The sequence below is a fragment of the Sorangium sp. So ce204 genome (genome assembly GCF_051526795.1).
Lineage (GTDB): Bacteria > Myxococcota_A > Polyangia > Polyangiales > Polyangiaceae > Sorangium > Sorangium cellulosum_B.
On the sequence record NZ_CP150317.1, the window covers coordinates 6,924,741 to 6,940,537 of the forward strand.

Annotated in this window: 14 protein-coding genes and 1 pseudogene; 8 read left to right on the forward strand and 7 right to left on the reverse strand. The window is 71.9% G+C overall.

Annotated elements, in window-relative coordinates; genetic code table 11:
- Positions 1-63 precede the first annotated feature (63 nt).
- Positions 64-837 (forward strand): hypothetical protein, encoded by a 774-nt coding sequence (locus WMF22_RS25790; RefSeq protein WP_437292662.1) that lies wholly within the window; start codon positions 64-66, stop codon positions 835-837.
- Positions 838-1,114: 277 nt separating this feature from the next.
- Here WMF22_RS25790 and WMF22_RS25795 read toward each other — a convergent pair whose 3' ends face one another.
- The gene (locus WMF22_RS25795; protein WP_437292663.1) at positions 1,115-1,483 is read right to left on the reverse strand and encodes a LysR substrate-binding domain-containing protein; all 369 of its coding nucleotides are present in this window, start codon (positions 1,481-1,483) and stop codon (positions 1,115-1,117) included.
- On the opposite strand from WMF22_RS25795, the pseudogene WMF22_RS25800 reads away from it, so the two are divergent.
- The 3 genes and pseudogenes from WMF22_RS25800 to WMF22_RS25810 all read left to right on the forward strand — a co-directional run.
- Positions 1,476-1,808 (forward strand): annotated as a pseudogene (locus WMF22_RS25800) (type 1 glutamine amidotransferase domain-containing protein); the annotation flags it as partial. The gene WMF22_RS25795 and the pseudogene WMF22_RS25800 sit on opposite strands and share 8 nt — an antisense overlap.
- Before the next feature lie 216 nt (positions 1,809-2,024).
- Complete coding sequence (locus WMF22_RS25805; protein ID WP_437292664.1) at positions 2,025-4,070, forward strand: OPT family oligopeptide transporter; 2,046 nt, start codon at positions 2,025-2,027, stop codon at positions 4,068-4,070.
- 547 nt (positions 4,071-4,617) lie between these two features.
- Complete coding sequence (locus WMF22_RS25810) at positions 4,618-4,854, forward strand: hypothetical protein (RefSeq protein ID WP_437292665.1); 237 nt, start codon at positions 4,618-4,620, stop codon at positions 4,852-4,854.
- A gap of 65 nt (positions 4,855-4,919) precedes the next feature.
- On the opposite strand, the gene WMF22_RS25815 is transcribed toward WMF22_RS25810, so the two are convergent.
- Positions 4,920-6,146, reverse strand: a complete 1,227-nt coding sequence (locus WMF22_RS25815; RefSeq protein ID WP_437292666.1) for a PAS domain S-box protein — start codon at positions 6,144-6,146, stop codon at positions 4,920-4,922.
- A gap of 262 nt (positions 6,147-6,408) precedes the next feature.
- Here WMF22_RS25815 and WMF22_RS25820 point away from each other — a divergent pair, with 262 nt between their 5' ends.
- Genes WMF22_RS25820 through WMF22_RS25830 form a run of 3 tightly spaced genes read left to right on the forward strand, consistent with a single transcriptional unit; the run spans position 6,409 to position 9,091 of the window.
- Positions 6,409-7,278, forward strand: coding sequence for an ABC transporter ATP-binding protein (locus WMF22_RS25820; RefSeq protein WP_437849613.1), 870 nt, complete (start codon positions 6,409-6,411; stop codon positions 7,276-7,278).
- Entirely contained in the window at positions 7,271-8,104 is an 834-nt protein-coding gene (locus tag WMF22_RS25825) for an ABC transporter permease (RefSeq protein ID WP_437292668.1), read from the forward strand. Before WMF22_RS25820 ends, WMF22_RS25825 begins: the two co-directional genes overlap by 8 nt.
- A gap of 57 nt (positions 8,105-8,161) precedes the next feature.
- Positions 8,162-9,091 (forward strand): aldo/keto reductase, encoded by a 930-nt coding sequence (locus WMF22_RS25830; protein WP_438031509.1) that lies wholly within the window; start codon positions 8,162-8,164, stop codon positions 9,089-9,091.
- A 33-nt stretch (positions 9,092-9,124) separates the two neighbouring features.
- Here WMF22_RS25830 and WMF22_RS25835 read toward each other — a convergent pair whose 3' ends face one another.
- From WMF22_RS25835 to WMF22_RS25855, 5 genes are all read right to left on the reverse strand, one after another.
- Positions 9,125-10,069 carry an alpha/beta fold hydrolase gene (locus WMF22_RS25835; protein ID WP_438031510.1) on the reverse strand — a complete coding sequence of 315 codons (945 nt, stop codon included), beginning with the start codon at positions 10,067-10,069 and terminating at the stop codon, positions 9,125-9,127.
- A complete protein-coding gene (locus tag WMF22_RS25840) occupies positions 10,066-10,698 on the reverse strand; it encodes a TetR/AcrR family transcriptional regulator (RefSeq protein WP_438031511.1) in 633 nt (210 codons plus the stop codon). Before WMF22_RS25840 ends, WMF22_RS25835 begins: the two co-directional genes overlap by 4 nt.
- Before the next feature lie 193 nt (positions 10,699-10,891).
- Positions 10,892-12,199 (reverse strand): hypothetical protein, encoded by a 1,308-nt coding sequence (locus WMF22_RS25845; RefSeq protein WP_437292672.1) that lies wholly within the window; start codon positions 12,197-12,199, stop codon positions 10,892-10,894.
- Positions 12,138-13,175, reverse strand: coding sequence for a matrixin family metalloprotease (locus tag WMF22_RS25850; protein WP_437292673.1), 1,038 nt, complete (start codon positions 13,173-13,175; stop codon positions 12,138-12,140). Before WMF22_RS25850 ends, WMF22_RS25845 begins: the two co-directional genes overlap by 62 nt.
- A gap of 15 nt (positions 13,176-13,190) precedes the next feature.
- Complete coding sequence (locus tag WMF22_RS25855) at positions 13,191-15,038, reverse strand: hypothetical protein (protein WP_437292674.1); 1,848 nt, start codon at positions 15,036-15,038, stop codon at positions 13,191-13,193.
- Positions 15,039-15,160: 122 nt separating this feature from the next.
- Here WMF22_RS25855 and WMF22_RS25860 point away from each other — a divergent pair, with 122 nt between their 5' ends.
- Complete coding sequence (locus WMF22_RS25860) at positions 15,161-15,748, forward strand: FKBP-type peptidyl-prolyl cis-trans isomerase (protein ID WP_438031512.1); 588 nt, start codon at positions 15,161-15,163, stop codon at positions 15,746-15,748.
- Positions 15,749-15,797: the final 49 nt, after the last annotated feature.

A 15,797-nucleotide genomic window follows, 5' to 3' on the forward strand; every position in this document is an offset into this window, starting at 1 on the left:
TCATCACTCGCTCGACCCTCCGCTTCGGCCTGCTGGGCCCGGGCGCGGCGCTATACTTGCCCCGTGTTCCGTTCCGATCGAGACGCGCTCGCGGGCAAGCTCGACGACGTTCAGGCCGAGAACGAGCGCCTGCGCCGACAGAACGAGGCCATGCGTCACGCCCTGCTGGCGCAGCGCGTCGGCGGGCAGCCTGTCGCCTCCAACAGCTATCGGGGCGGCGTGGCCGCGCTGGGCGCGGGCGAGCGGGTCGCCCTCGCGCGGCATCAGCTCGAGGCGTTTCCGGTGTGGGCCACGGCGCTGCTGCACGTCATGACGTTCGGAATCGTGTCGTTCATCCGCTTCAACGCGATGCACGCCCAGCTGCCCCGGGCCGAGCGCGACGATCCCTCCATGGGGAAGGCCATCGTCCTGCACTTCGCCCCGTACTTCAACTACTACTGGATCTTCTGGAACGGCCTCCGGCTCTGTGATCGCGTGAACCTGCAGTGCCGCCTGCGGGGCATGCCCGACGGCGTGCCGCGGGGCCTGGTCATCGCGGCGTGTGTGGCGAGCGTCATCCCGTACCTCCAGCTCTTTACCGGCCCGATCACCTGGCTGTTCGTCGCCATCGCCATGCAGCGCGCGGTGAACCGGATCGTCGAGTTCGACGCGCGGACCACGAGCGAGCGCGTGGAGCCGATCACCGCGGGCGCCGGCGTGTTCGGCGCGCGGTTCCCTGCGGTTCAGGCGCCGCCGCCGCCGGACGACGTCGCCGTCCAGGCGGAGGCGGAGGCGGAGGCCGCGGCGGCGGTCGCCGGGGAGCTCGGGAGAGGCCAGCGCTACCCGAGAAACCGATAACGTCGGTACACCTGTGGGAGGCGGGATTGGACGAGCTGCCCCGCGTTCGCCACCTGGAAGCTGTTGGCATACGTCGGGCGTGCTGATGCGGTCACTGTCACCCCAGACAATGAGGGTGGGAAGGGCGCACGTCGTGGTGGTCACGAAGAGGTCCTCTCGGATCGGATGATAGGCGCCGACTCGAGCCGAGGTTGACACGGCCCGACCCCGGTTCGCGCGGGCGGCTCGACTCGGATTGGCGTATGCGATGGTGACGCAGCGAGCCGCGCTCGTGCCCTCACTTCACGCGCGCCGCCTCGCGCTCGATGACGAACGCCTTGAGCGCGCGGGCGGCGGGCGACAGCACGGTGCCTTTCGGGTGAATCAGCGAGAACGGCCTGCTCGCGCCGCGGAAAGGCACGAGCACTTGCACCAGCGTGCCGCGCGCGACGTCGTCCTCGACGAGGAAGTCGTACGTCTGCACGAGCCCGACGCCGGCGCGCGCGAGGCCGATGATGCCGAGCACGTCCTCCGAGCACCGGTAGTGGGCGTCGGGGACGAGCGTGGTCGGGCCGGGGTGGAAGACCCACGGGAGCGCCCGACCCGAGCGCGGCATCTGGAACACGACGTGGATATCGACGCGTATGCCGGGGTAGCGCTCGAGCATCTACGAGCGCGGCGGCGTCGTGGGCGCCGTGTGCCACGGGCCCGCGGCGCTCGTGAACGTGCGCCTCTCGTCCGGACAGCACCTCGTCGCCAGAAAGGCGGTGAGCGCGTTCACGAACGAAGAGGAACGGGCGGTGAAGCTCGACGCCGTGGTGCCGTTCCTGCTCCAGGATCGGCTCGTCGAGCGCGGCGCGCTCTTCCAACCTGCAGCGCCGTGGCAGAAGCAGGTCGTCGTCGCCGAGCGCCTGGTGACCGGGCAAAACCCTGCGTCGGCCGCGGGCGTCGCCGAGGCGATGGTCCGCCTGCTCCGCCCCGAGGCGCGTTGAGGGAGCCTCTGCCCGCCTCCGCGCCGCGCGACGGGCGCGAGGCCCGTGACACGGGGCCAGCAATTCCGTCGCAGCGTGGCTTCGCCGGGATCGGCGACGGGCGCGCGGAGGCTGTGGCGAACGGGGAATCGGCGAGATCTGCGCCGCCGGCGCTCTCCGAACGGATGCACGGCGCGTCGCCCACCATGGTACAAGGTGCGAGGAGGTCGCCGCGCAATGGCCATCAAACAGCTCACGCCAGAGCAGGTTCACACCATGTCGCTCGAAGAGAAGGACGCATGGTGGCTGAAGAACGTCTACCGCGGCGACATGCCCCAGCTCACGTGGCGCTCGGCGATCACGGGCATGCTCCTCGGCGCGTTCCTGTCGCTCACGAACCTGTACATCGGCGCGCGCACCGGCTGGTCGCTCGGCGTCGGGATCACGAGCGTGATCCTGGCCTTCGGGCTCTTCAAGGTGCTCTCCAGGCTCGGCCTCGGCAGCGACATGACCGTGCTCGAGAACAACGCGATGCAGTCCATCGCGACGTCGGCCGGATACATGAACGCGCCGCTCTTCACGAGCCTCGCGGCCTACTCGATGGTCACGACGACGATCATCCCCATGGGTCAGGCGATGATCTGGATGTTCGTCCTCGCCATCCTGGGCGTGCTCTTCGCCTTCCCGATGAAGAAGCGCTTCATCAACGACGAGCAGCAGCCCTTCCCCGAGGGGATGGCCGCCGGCGTCGTGATGGACGCGCTGCACGAGAGCGACGAGAAGGAGGGCCTCTTCAAGGCGAAGCTCCTCCTCGGCGGCGGCCTGCTGAGCGCCGCGCTCGAGCTCCTCCGCGACGACAAGGTGATGCGCGCGCTCTTCGCGCTGAAGAACATCCCCCATTACTACGACGAGCTCCTCTATGGCGGGGGCTTCGCCGATCTGCTCAAGCGCTGGGGCCTCTCGCCGGCCATCCGCGGCACCCCCCTGAACGAGCTCACCATCCGGTTCGACACGAGCATCATCTTCGTCGCCACAGGCGGCCTGATGGGCATCCGGACCGGCGTGTCGCTCCTCCTCGGCGGCATCCTCAACTACTGGATCCTCGCCCCGATGCTGATCGAGCGCGGGATCATCCTGCCGAAGAACGGGCATTTCGGGTTCGGCGCGATCACCCTCTGGGCGCTGTGGGGCGGCGTCGCGTGCATGACGACGTCCTCTCTCTACGCCTTCTTCTCCAAGCCAAAGGTGATCATCGACGCGTTCAAGGGCCTCGCCAAGAAGGGTGGAGCGACCGACGTGCTCGCGGACATCGAGCTCCCGGTGAAGCTGTCGATCATCGGCATACCCATCGTCGGCGTGGTGATCGTGGTGCTCGGGCAGCTCTGGTTCGGGATCTCGTGGTGGCTCGGGGCGCTCGCGATCCCGCTCGTCTTCATCTTCTCGCTCATCGCGGTCAACTCGACGGCCATCACGGCGATCACCCCGACCGGGGCGCTCGGCAAGCTGACGCAGCTCACCTACGGCGCGCTCGCGCCGAAGAACATCACGACGAACCTGATGACGGCCGGGATCACCGCCGAGGTCGCGAGCAACACGGCGAACCTGCTGATGGATATCAAGCCGGGCTACATGCTCGGCGGCAAGCCGCGCCACCAGGCGATGGGGCACGTGCTCGGGACGGTCGCGGGGCTCGTGCTGTCGGTGCCCATCTGGTACCTCGTGCTCATCCAGGGCGACATCGGCCGCTACGGGACGGAGCGGCTGCCGGTCCCGAGCGCGCTCACGTGGAAGGCCGTCGCCGAGGTGCTGATGAAGGGGCTCGATTTCCTCCACCCGACGGCCAAGTCCGCGGTGGTTGTCGGGGCGATCGTCGGGCTCCTCGTCGAGATCACGAGGCAGGTCACGAAGAACCGATTCCCCCTCTCCGCGGTCGCCCTGGGGCTCGCGTTCATCCTCAACTTCACCGATATCTGGTCGATGTTCCTCGGCTCGTTCCTCTTCTGGCTGCTCGAGCGGCGCGCCGCGCTCTGGCACAAGAAGCGCGAGCAGGAGACGCGGCTCAGCGAGACGGCGCCGGGCGGGCGCTCGGACGCGCCGCCCGCGCGGCCCTGGTACGCGCTCGCCGCGGAGAACACCGAGGCCATCTGCGCGGGCGTGATCGCCGGAGGCTCGCTGATGGGCATCGGCCTCAGCGTGCTCGGCGTGCTCGTGCTGCCCGACGTGCTGGAAGCCGAGAGCCTCACCAAGGCGCTCGGGCAGATCCTTCATTTCCTCCCGAAATGAAGCGCCGGCGGTCGGCGGGCGGGCCCATCCGGCTCGCCGCGCCGGCCCCAGCCATGCAGCCGCGCCTCACTGTGACAGGAATGCGCGCCGTGGAGGGCCGCGGAGAGCGCGTACCAGGACCGCGCGGGCGCAGCACGTCGCGCTGTCGAGCCGCTCCGCTCGGAGGCGCTCGTGGCGCGGTTCATGCAACCTTGTTTGCACCGCGTCAACACGAGGTCAGCCAAGGACGCGCGAGGAAAGAACCGTCCATGCCGGTGAATGCGCCCCCCTCCCGAAGAACGCCCAGCCCCGAGCCCGTCGGTGATCCCGGACGGGGTCCGCCGGCGGAGGATCCGGCGCCGCGCGAGCCCCCGCGGCGCGATCCCGATCCTGGCGAGCCGGCGCGTCGGGATCCCCCGCCCCCTCCACCAGCGCCCGGAGAGCGCTCTCCGGAGATCGAAGACCCACCGGCGCCGGGACAGCCCCCCAAGGAGCCCGGGGTGATCGCGAGGGCCGGCCGCGCTCGGCGCGCGGCGCAACGTCGTCCCCTAACCGTCGAGAGGTTTCCATGAACACGTGTGACTGCTGCGGCAACAGCTACGACAAGGCATTTCAGATCATGGTGAGCGGCACGAGCTACACCTTCGATTGCTTCGAGTGCGCGATTCACAAGCTCGCGCCCGTGTGCGCGCACTGCGCCTGCCGCATCGTGGGGCACGGCATCGAGGCCGGCGGGGCGTTCTACTGCTGTGCGCACTGCTCCAAGCAGGAAGGCGTGGAGGGGGCGATCGATCGCGTGGCCTGAGCTCGTGAGGGAGCGCAGGGGAGCCGAGCGAGCGCCGCGCCGAGGCGGTCGCCCGCGCGGCGCTGTCACGCGGGCCGCGGAGCAGCGCCGTGGAGCGAAGCGTGCGCCGCGCCGGCCGCGCGCTCCTTGGTCATCTGACGGATGCAGTACTGGAGCGCCGCCCGGAGGTTCCCGAGGGTGGTGATGTTGGCCAGATCGAGCCCGAGGCTCACGATGGTCTGGGCGACGTTCGAGCGGATGCCCGCGACGATGCCCTCGGCGCCGAGCAGCCTGATCGCGGCGACGAGATCGAGGAGGTAGCTCGCGGTCTTCGTGTCGACCAGCTCGACGCCGGTGAGATCGAGGATGGCGAAGCGCGAGCCCGTGCGGACGATCGCGTCGAGCAGGGTATCCATCACCTCCGCTGTCCTGGCGCTGTCGAGCACGCCGATCATCGGCAAGGTCAACACGCCGTCCCACACCTGGATGATGGGAGTCGACAGGTCGCGGATGACCCGCTGTTGCCGCTCGATGAGCTCCAGCCTGGCCCGGAGCTCCTGCTCGGTGTTCTTCGGCTTGCTGATATCGAGCGTGAAGCCGACGACCGAGAACACCTCGCCCTTCTCGTCGCGCATGGGGACCTCCCAGTTGTCCCAGAACACCCCGTGCGTCAGGGACTCCGAATGGCTCGCTTCGCCCGCGAGCGCCCGCCGCAGCACCTCGCACCCCTGCGGGTTGCTCGCGTAGAGGTCGAACACGTTCTTGCCGATGTGCGCGCCCTGCTGGAGCCCGATGCCCTCGAGCGCCTTGCCCTCGTGGCACGTGAAGATCCCCTCGCGATCGATGGCCCAGACGATGATCGGGAGCGACTGCGTGATGGCCTGCAGGATCACCTCTCTCTGATGGTGGCGATGGGCCTGCTCGGTCCGCTCCGTCACGTCCTGCCCGAAGACGCCGACGCCGATGATCTCTCCGTGCTCGTCGAGGATGCGCTCGTGGCGCCACTCGACGCTCACCACGGCGCCGTCCTTCCTGACGTGGCTCCACACCCGGGGGGCCGCCCCGTCCTCCGCGAGGAGCTGCTGCCACCCGTCGGGGCTGCCGGACGCCGGCAGGAGCGCGTCCACGCGCTGGCCGAGCGCCTCCATCCGCGCGTGGCCGAGCAGGCGCTCGGCCGCGCCGTTCCAGTCCTCGATCGTGAGCTCCTTGCCGTACTGGACGATCGCGACCGGCGCTCGCTCGAAGAGGCGTGCGCGCTTGCCCGCGAGTTTCTCGGCGTCGATTTCTCCCCAGGACGTGGTGGCGGCGGTCATGGGGTGGAAATTTACCCTGGGCGTTCGCGCACGTCGAAATAACTGCCATTCGTCTTCGTCGGACCGCCCTGGGTTCGTAAGGACGGATCCATTGTTGCTGTAGCAACACTCCGTGAGCAAGCGCCTGCTGCTCCAGCAGCAGGCCGTCATCTGTTATAGCGGATTTGCGTCCAGGAAGCCGGCTCACGCTTGGTACGGGGCGTGCTCAACGGCGGTCCGTGAAGGGGCCCCCCCTCATCGAGGTTCGGGAGCAGGAGGAGCCATGAGCAACAAGATCCAGTTCCACAATGTGAGCAAGACATTCGCCGTCAAAGGGCCGGCGGGCGCCAAGGAGAGCGCGCGGTTCACGGCCATCGAGGACCTCAACCTCGACGTGAGGGCCGGCGAGCTGATGGTCCTCGTCGGGCCGAGCGGGTGCGGCAAGTCGACGCTCATCGATCTGCTCGGCGGCCTGTCGAAGCCGAGCAGCGGCAAGCTCCTGCTCGACGGCAAGCCGATCACGGGCCCGGCCCTCGATCGAGGGATCGTGTTCCAGCAGTACGCGCTGTTCCCGTGGCGGACGGCGCGCGAGAACGTCGAGTTCGGGCTTGAGGCCAAGGGCATCCCGGAGAGCCGGCGCAAGGAGATCGCCCAGGATTACCTGGATCTGGTCAGCCTCTCCGGCTTCGAGGATCGGTATCCGCACGAGCTGTCGGGCGGCATGAAGCAGCGGGTGGCCATCGCGAGGAGCCTCGCCTACGACCCGGAGGTGCTGATGATGGACGAGCCGTTCGCGGCGCTGGACGCGCAGACGCGCGAGTCGCTGCAGGCGGAGCTGCTCCGGATCTGGGAGAAGTCGCGCAAGACGATCCTGTTCATCACGCACAGCATCGACGAGGCGGTGTTCCTCGGGCAGCGGGTCGCTATCATGACGTCCCGGCCCGGCCGGGTGAAGCGGGTGATCGATATCCCGGAGGAGATCCGGGGCTATGAGGACGCGCGGTCGACTCCGGAGTTCGGACGGCTGCGGCACGAGATCTGGACGCTGCTGCGCGAAGAGGTGCTGAAGGCCGAGGAGCAGGAGCGGAGCAAGCGGCAGAAGCGCGCGGCCGAGAGCCGCCCCGTGGCGGGCGTGGTGGCGGTCAATGGCTAGCCTGGAGCAATCGATTTCGCTGCCCGAGGAGTCGCAGCAAGGGCAGCTCGTGGGTGACGCGGCGCGGTGGATCGGCCGCGCCATCGCGCGGTCGGGGATCCTCCTCGCGGTCGCCGCCCTGTGGGAGACGGCGCCGCGGGCGGGCCTCGTGGAGGGGGCGTTCCTTCCGCCGCTGTCCGAGGTGCTGGGGTCGGGGTGGCAGCTGCTCCAGAACGGGCAGCTCCTGAGCCACATCAAGGCGAGCCTGTCGCGCTCCCTCGTCGGCTTCACGCTGGCGATCTCGGTGGGCGTGCCGCTCGGGCTCGCGATCGGGTGGTACAAGGGCGTGGCGGACGCGCTCAATCCGCTGCTCGAGGTGCTGCGCAACACCGCGGCGCTCGCGCTCCTGCCCGTGTTCCTGCTGCTGCTCGGGATCGGGGAGTCCTCGAAGATCGCGCTCGTCATCTACTCGTGCACCTGGCCGATCCTGCTCAACACGATCAGCGGGGTGCGCGGGGTCGATCCGCTGCTCATCAAGTCGGCGCGCACGATGGGGCTGTCGCCGCTCCAGCTGTTCCGCAAGGTCATCCTGCCGGCCGCGGTCCCGACGATCTTCGTCGGTATCCGCCTGGCGGGCGCGTACTCGCTGCTCGTCCTCGTCGCGGCGGAGATGATCGGGGCCAAGGCGGGCCTCGGATACCTGATCATCTACGCGCAATACAATTTCCAGATCCCGAGCATGTATGTCGGCATCTTGACCATCACGGCGCTCGGGCTGACGTTCAATCACCTGCTCATGCGCGTCGAGCGGCGGTTCACGTCGTGGAAGGTCGCCCCGAAGGAGTGAGCCCTGGCCCGGCGTGGGCGCCGTGACGATCACCGTTCATCGAGGGAGAGGACCATCGTGAATCGAATCATCCTGGGCCGGACCGGCCTCGAGGTCAGCGTGCTCGGCCTGGGCGCGGGCGGCGACAGCCGGCTCGGGTCCGGGCGCATCGCGGAGGCCGAGTCGCTCCGGCTCGTCCGTGCGGCCATCGAGCGCGGCGTGAACTTCATCGACACGGCGGAGGCGTACGGGACCGAGGGGCTCATCGGCAAGGCGCTCCGCGAGGTGCCGCGCGACAGCGTGGTGCTCTCGACGAAGAAGACGACGCGCCTCGAGGCGCCGCTGCGGCCGGAAGACGTCGTGTCGTCGCTGCATGCGAGCCTCGAGCGGCTCGGCACGGATCACGTCGACGTCTACCATCTGCACGGCGTGCTGCCGGATCAGTACGCCGATCTGCGCGAGCGGATCGTCCCCGTGCTGCTGCGCCTGCGCGAGCAGGGGAAGATCCGCTTCCTCGGCATCACGGAGGCGTTCGCCGCCGATCCGGCGCACGCGACGCTCGAGCAGGCGCTCCGCGACGATGTGTGGGACGTCGTGATGGTCGGGTTCAACCTCCTGAACCAGTCGGCGCGAGCGCGGGTGTTCCCGCTGACGCGGGCGAAGGACATCGGGACGCTGATCATGTTCGCGGTCCGGCGCGCGCTGAGCCGGCCCGATCGGCTGCGGGAGCTGCTCGCGGACCTGGCCGCGCGCGGCAAGGTGTCGCCCGAGCTCGGCGACGAGGGGCTGGACCGGCTCCTGGAAGGAGAGGAGGCGTCGTCGCTCCCGGACGCGGCGTACCGCTTCTGCAGGGACGAGCCCGGGGCGCACGTGATCCTGTCGGGGACGAGCAGCGTGAAGCACCTCCTGGAGAACGTGCGCTCGATCGAGGCGCCGCCGCTGTCGGCGCGGGCGCGCGAACGCCTCATCGAGGCGTTCGCGCAGGTCGACGACGTGTCGGGGCACTGAGGGACGCTCGCCAGCGGGAGCGCGGCGCGGGGTTCACGCGACCGGCGCGGCGAGCCCGGGCGGCGCGGGGGGCGGCGCGACGTCGGCGGCGTCGCGCGCGGCGTCGTTCCCGAGGAAGCGCGAGATCCGCCCGCAGAGCCGCGCGCGGAAGGCGTCGTCGGTGGGGGGCGAGTGGCGGCACCCCTCGAGCAGCTCGGTCTCGGCGTGGGGCAGGAGCTCCTTCGCGCGCGCGAGCAGCTTCGCGCCGGGGAAGCTCACGTCGTCGTCGGCGCCGAACACGAGCGCGGGCCGCGTGAACCCGGCGAGGGACGCGGGCGTGGCGAGCTGCGGGGGGCGGAAATCGAGCCGGTAGCTGCGGACGGCGTCGCCGAAGTAGGAGCACCACATGTCGTCGTGCGTGGAGAAGAGCCCGGAGACGAGGCGCGCGAGGCGCTCTTCCGAGGGGAAGGCGCGGTAGAGGGCCATCGGGATCGCGATGCGGGTGAGGCCTTGCCACGCCGAGCCCGACACCAGGGCCGCCGGCACGATCAGGACGAGCCTGTCAATGCGGGCGGGCGCGACCTGGGCCATGCGCAGGGCCGCGAAGCCGCCCCAGCTGACGCCGAGGAGGTGGGGGCGCGCGAGGCCGAGCGCGTCGAGGACGTCGGTGAGCCACTCGGCGTAGGCGGGCCCGTCGATCGGCAGGCGGACGTCGGCGCTCTTGACGGACTGGCCGATGACGTCGACGACGTGGAGGCGGTAGCGCGCGAGGAGCGGGCCGAGCTCGGGCATGAGGTGCGCGGAGCTGGCGAGCGCGCCGTGCAGGCAGACGAGCGGCGGGGCGTCCTCGGGGCCGGCGATGAGGACGTGCGTGGCGCCGAAGCGGGTGGAGATCTCGCGCGATCGGGTCGGGACCGGGAGCTTCTCGTGGAACCTGTCGAACCACGCCGCGATGCGCGCGCGCGCCGCTGGACTGCGGAACATGATGGATGACGTCATCGAGCCCTCCTGACGTTGGCTGCGGGGCGGAGGCCGCAGAGGTGCTGAGCGACGAGCCGATCGAGCAGGGCGATGGGCGACGGATGCGCGCCCTGGGCCCAGGCGATCAGCGCGAAGTAGTAGAAGGAGAAGAAGGCGACGCCGAAGAGCGCGGGGTCGGCGTCGTCGGCGACCTCCCCCTGCGCGCGGGCGGCGTTGAAGAGCTCGACGACGCGGCCGTGCACGGCGGCGACCTGCTCGGTGAAGCGGGCCTGCCAGGGCGGGTCGGCGAACAGCGCGTCGCGGAGCAGCGTCTTCGAGAGGGCCGGCCGGCGGGCGTAGTACGCGAAGAAGGCGGCCCCGAGCCGGTGGAGCCGCTGCTCGAGGGAGCCGGGCTCCTCGTCGCGGACGGCCTCGGCCGCGGTGGCGGCGAGGTCGTCGAACAGCGCGGCGTGGAGCAGGTCGCGCTTGTCGGCGAAATGGAGGAGGACCGTGCCGGCGGCCACGCCCGCGTCCGCGGCGATAGCGCGGACGTTGGCGGCCTCGAAGCCGTGGCGCTCGAAGTGGTCGCGCGCGGCCTCGAGGATCCGGGCGCGCGTCGCGTCTTTCTGGGCGTCGCGCCGGCCGGGCCTTTGAGTGAACGCGTTCACTGAACGAGTTCATTACATGAGAAAGAGCGGCACACAAGGAGAATTGGGGCATCCGACCCAGGTTGCGGTGGGGCATCGGGGCATCCGACCCAGGTTGAGGGGCATCCGACCCAGGTTGAGGACGCCGGTGGAGGACGCCCGTCGGACATCTTTTTGCGTATCCCCCCGCGCAGGCGGCGATCGCCGGTACGGCTCAGCCCGCCGCGGGGGCCTGCTGCGCCTGGGCGCGCGCCCGGAGGCGCTGCTTGGCGGACGGGCCGCCGGCGTGGCGCACCGAGGCGACGGCGCGATCCATCGCGTCCCGCCAGTAGCGCGCGACGTCCTCGCGCTCGGTGAGGAGGGCGTCGATGGGCCCGTGGTCGGTCTCGATCTCGACCGCGAACCGGTCGCCGCGCGGGAGCACGCGGATCTCGCGGACCTCCCCGGCAGAGATGGCCGCTCCCAGCCGGCCCTCGGGGCGCAGGTCGATCGCGCCGGTGCGGCTCACCCAGGGGGCGACGACGAAGCGGCCCGGGCCGAACGACACGACCGGGGCGGAGCGCGCCGCATAACGGGACGAGAACCTCGCGACGCCCAGGAAGGCGTAGCCCGCGAGCGAGAGCAGCACGGCGGCGCTGCCGACGCCGATGGCGATGCCGCTGTCCCCCGCGGAGACGCTCCGCATGACCTGGATCCAGAGCGCGAGCGCGCCGAGCAGCAACGCGGCCCCGATGAGCGCGTTGCGGGCCGCGGAGCCGCGCGGGCCGTGGCTCGCGTAATCCCGCAAGACGAGGAGCTCCCCCTCGCTCCGGATCGCGAACCGCGACAGCGCGGCGGCCGGCAGCGCTGGCAGTGGAGTCGGCGCAGGCTCCGGCAGGGGCCGCGGCGCGATGGCGCCGGGCGGCTCGGTACCCCGCGCCGTCTCCAGCGGGACGCCCAGCGCGGCCGCGAGCGGCGCCGCCACCGCCTCGACGAGCGCCTCCGCCCGCGCGGCCTCGAGATCCTGCGCCTCGGCGACGAGCAGGCGCCGCGCCGCCGTGGCGCGCGCAGGCGCGGGCGCGGCGAGCCCGAGCCAGGCGGCGACGTACGTCCGCTCGTGCGCGCACGTGGGGGCGCCGCAGCATGGGCGCCGCTCCGAGATCACCTGGACGCCCACCGCCTCGCGAAGCTCGGCCGTGCCCTCCCCGGCCCCGCCCGCGCCGCCTGCCTCGGGCTGCGCGTGGCGGGCGCCCGCGAGCCTCAGCGGCGCGAGCCGGAGGGCGCTCGCGCCGCGCTCGATCCGGAGCCATACGGGGTCCCGCGGCGCCGGGCCGAAGCCTGTATCCTGCTCCCGCCGCAGCGCGCCAAGCTCGGGCGCCACCCGGAGGATCAGCGGCGCGCCGCCGCCCTCCGCCAAGAGGACGCGCGCCGCCCCGGCCGGATCGCCGAGCGGATCGAGGGCGGAAACGGAGCTGTCGGCCTCAAGGGAGCGGAGGGCACGCGCGACCTCCGCCTCGAACGCTGCGGTGCTCGGCTCGGGCATGGCGGGACGTTTGCCCCGGCTGCGCTGGGTTGTAAAGCGCACCCGTCCGCGCGACAACACGGGGGGCGCGCTCTCCTGCCCCGCCCGATCGCTGCCGCTCGCGCAGGCTCCGGCGCCAGAAGGCCAGCAGCGCGCCGAGCGCCGTCATCGGGAGGGCGCCGAGAGCGATCGGCGGCTGGCCAGCGCCCGAGCAGGAGCAACCGGCGTCGCCCTCGGCCTCGTCCACGTTGCCGCTCTTCGGCCTGTCCTCGCTCCCCGACGCCGCGCCGCCCGCTCCGCCCGAGGTCGCCGTCGCGCCCGCGCCGGAGCCGCCGCCGCCCGAGCTCGCGGCGCTCATCCCGGCGATCGGGTAGAGGGCGCAGACCCCTTCGATGTCGTCGTCCTCGAGCGTGCGCGCCGACGTGCCGCCCGGGTAGAACCCCAGCATCGTCGCGCCGCGCACGCTCGTGTGGCCCAGGCCAAGGAAGTGCCCCTCTTCGTGCGTGGCGATCGATCGAACATCGATGCAGTCTCCTTCGCCCGTGTCGTTCCAGCAGAAGCCGACGTTGTTGAAGATCATGTCGGCCTCGCCGATGACGCCGTCGGCATCCCAGACCGGCATCGTGACGGCGATGACCGAGTCGGCTCGCCCGAGCTCGCCAGGCCAGCCGTCGCTGATCCAGAGAAATACGCTCTTGCCGTCGTCGAAGTCGTAGCCGTCCCCCGTGTCGCCGAGGAGCTCGGCCTCCCACGCCGTGCATCCGGGGCTCGACCAGGCCGCGAAGCCGGCCTCGATGCTGGCGGCGGCGAAGCTGGAGAGCGGCCCCGGGATCGTCGCCCCGTTGATGTGGTAGCGGGCCGGCAGCGCGCGCCAGCGGGGGACGACCTCGAGATCGAGCGGCGCCCACGCGGCGGCCTCGCGGGCCCCCGCGAGCTGCGCCAGCGCGGCGGCGAGCGGGGCGACAAGGGCGAGCGCGGCCCTGAAGCCTCTCTTCATTCCCCCATCATCGGCTCATCGCTCCTGCGGGACCACCTCGAGCTCCTCGGGCGCCGCGCTCCCCTCGAGGGGCAGCGTCACCTCCACCCCCTCGTGCACCGGAAGGGTCGCCCCGACGGGCCAGGAGCGCGGCGCGCTGCCCTCGCCCGCAGCGACCTCGCGCAGCGTCGCGCCGCGCACCGGATTCACGCCGCCGTTGAAGAGGCACGCGCGCAGCCGCCCCTCGACGACCGCGGCCGAGCACGGGATGACATCGGCCGTCGCGCGCCGGATCCGGCCGAGCATCGCCTCCTCCGCGGGCGCGGCGGGCAGGAGCGCCACGAGCGCGTCGCGGGCGCGCGGGTCGCGGAGCCAGGCGAGCATCATCGCCGCGTGGATGCGCACCACGCGGTAGCGCGCGCGCGTCAGCTGGAAGAAGGCGTCGGGCGACGCCACGCCGGTCTCGCCGTCGAGCATGCCCGTCACGCCCGGCTCGATCTTCACCTCCGTCCCGGGCGCCTCGACGTGCCACTTCACCGCGCGCCCCGGCCCGAGCGCGCCTTCCCAGAACAGCCCGCGCTCGGTGATGCCGGCGCGCTCGCCGCGGCGATCGCGCCGCGCGAACGTGAGCAGCACGCGGAAGTCGCTGACGGGCGCGCCGCTGTTGTTCACGACCGCGAGCTCGAAGTCGTAGCGGCCGCGCGCCGGCCGCGTCGCGCGGCCGGCCCGGCCCGCGTCGCTCGGCTCCGCTCCGGCGTCGCCCTGCTCCCCGGCGGCGTCGCCCTGCCCCGCGCCGGCCTCGCTCTCCGCGTCGTCGTCCGCGCGGTCTCGCCGCAGGATCGGCGCGATCACCCCGGCGCCGTCGTCCGGCCCCGTCGCTCCGAGCAGGCTGAGGATCGGCACCCCCGCCCGCCAGAGCGGCGAGTCGGCGCGGTCGCAGAGGCAGTGCGGGAACGACGGCTCGGCGCGCTCCCGGGCCTCGCTCGCGAGGAGCGCGGCCGTGGCTCCCCGGGTCGCCTGCCCGACGCCGCGCGCCGCCTGCCGCTCGGCCGGCGGCAGATCGCGGGGGGCCGCGAACCGCTGCACGAACGCCATCGTCGCCACGATGCCGATCACCGCGAGCGCCGCGGGCACGAGCACGCGGGCCCGGAGCGGGAGCGCGTCGATCCCCTCCTCGACGCCGCGCCTCTGTTCGCGCCCCGGCCGCTCGCCGAGCGGCGTCGGGCGGGGCGCGAACACGGGCGCGGCCGGCGAGCCGGGGGACGAGGCCGCGAGCCGCTCCGACGCGAAGCCCATGCGGCTCGACATCTCCGCCACGAGCGCGTCGCGCAGGCGGTCCGAGGGCGGCCCTCCCCAGGTCGCGAGCCGCGCGACGAAGCGCAACGCGAGCCAGGTCGCGAGCGCGACGAGGCACGCGAGCGACGCGGTCCCGAGCGGGCCGCTCGCGAGATAGTCGGGGGACAGGGCGGCCGCGAGCACGCCGAGCGGCGCCGGCGCGATCCAGCTCGCCATGCGGGCGTGGAGGCGCGCGCGGTAGGCGCTCTCCATCGCCTCCATCGCCGCCGGCGAGGTCACGCCGGGCACGCCGGGCAGATCGCCCTCGAAGCGCGCGAGGACGAAGCAGTTGTGCGGCGAGCACGCGGACGGATCGAGCGCGACGCAGAGCGCCTTGCCGCGCCGGAAGAGGCCGCGGATCGCGGTGTAGGGCACCCCGAAGCGGACCGGCGCCGCTACGGCGCCAAGGGCGAACCCCTCCGAGTAGCCGGCCACGCGGACCAGCTCGACCTCGAGCTCCGCCTCGGCGCAGGTGAAGCGCACCGCGCCAACGGCATTGGCGCCCCCCTCGGCGATCGCCAGGGCAGCGACGGAGAACGCGCGGGCCAAGGTGGCCGCACCCTAACCGCGCGGGCCGGAGCGCTGCAACGGAAACCCGGACGGCCGGGAGGCCCCCGGGCGCGTCGGGTGACCGTTGATCGCCCAGCGCCGGGTGCGTAAGACGTGGCGCCATGAAGCCCCTCCAAATCGTCATCGCCATCTCCTGCGCTGTCCTCCTCGGCCCGGTCGCGGGCTGCGAGGAGAAGGTCCCCGAGCCGGATCTGCCGCCGGGCAGCGCCGTGCCGGTGGTGAAGCCCGCCGAGCCGGAGCCCGCCGATCTCACCAAGGAAGACACCGTCGTGGGCACCGGCCCGGAGGCGAAGGACGGCGACAAAGTCCGCGTCCACTACACGGGGCGCCTGCTGAAGAACAACGCCGAGTTCGACTCCTCCGTCGGCCGCGAGCCGTTCGAGTTCACGCTCGGCGCGTCGGAGGTCATCAAGGGCTGGGACCAGGGCGTGGCCGGGATGAAGGTGGGCGGCAAGCGCAAGCTCACGATCCCCTCCCGGCTGGGCTACGGCGACACGGGCAGCCCGCCGAAGATCCCGGCCAAGGCGACGCTGGTCTTCGACATCGAGCTGCTCGGCGTCGGCGACGCGGCGAAGGACGCGGCCGGGGACGCCAAGGCCGGGAAGACCACGGCCGACAAGGCGGCCAAGCCCGCGGGCGACAAGGCGGCCAAGGGCGACAAGCCCGCCGCGCCGGCCGAGAAGAAGTAGGCGCCCAAGGAGGCGAAGTGAGCCGCAGGCCGCCGCGCGACGAGGGCCG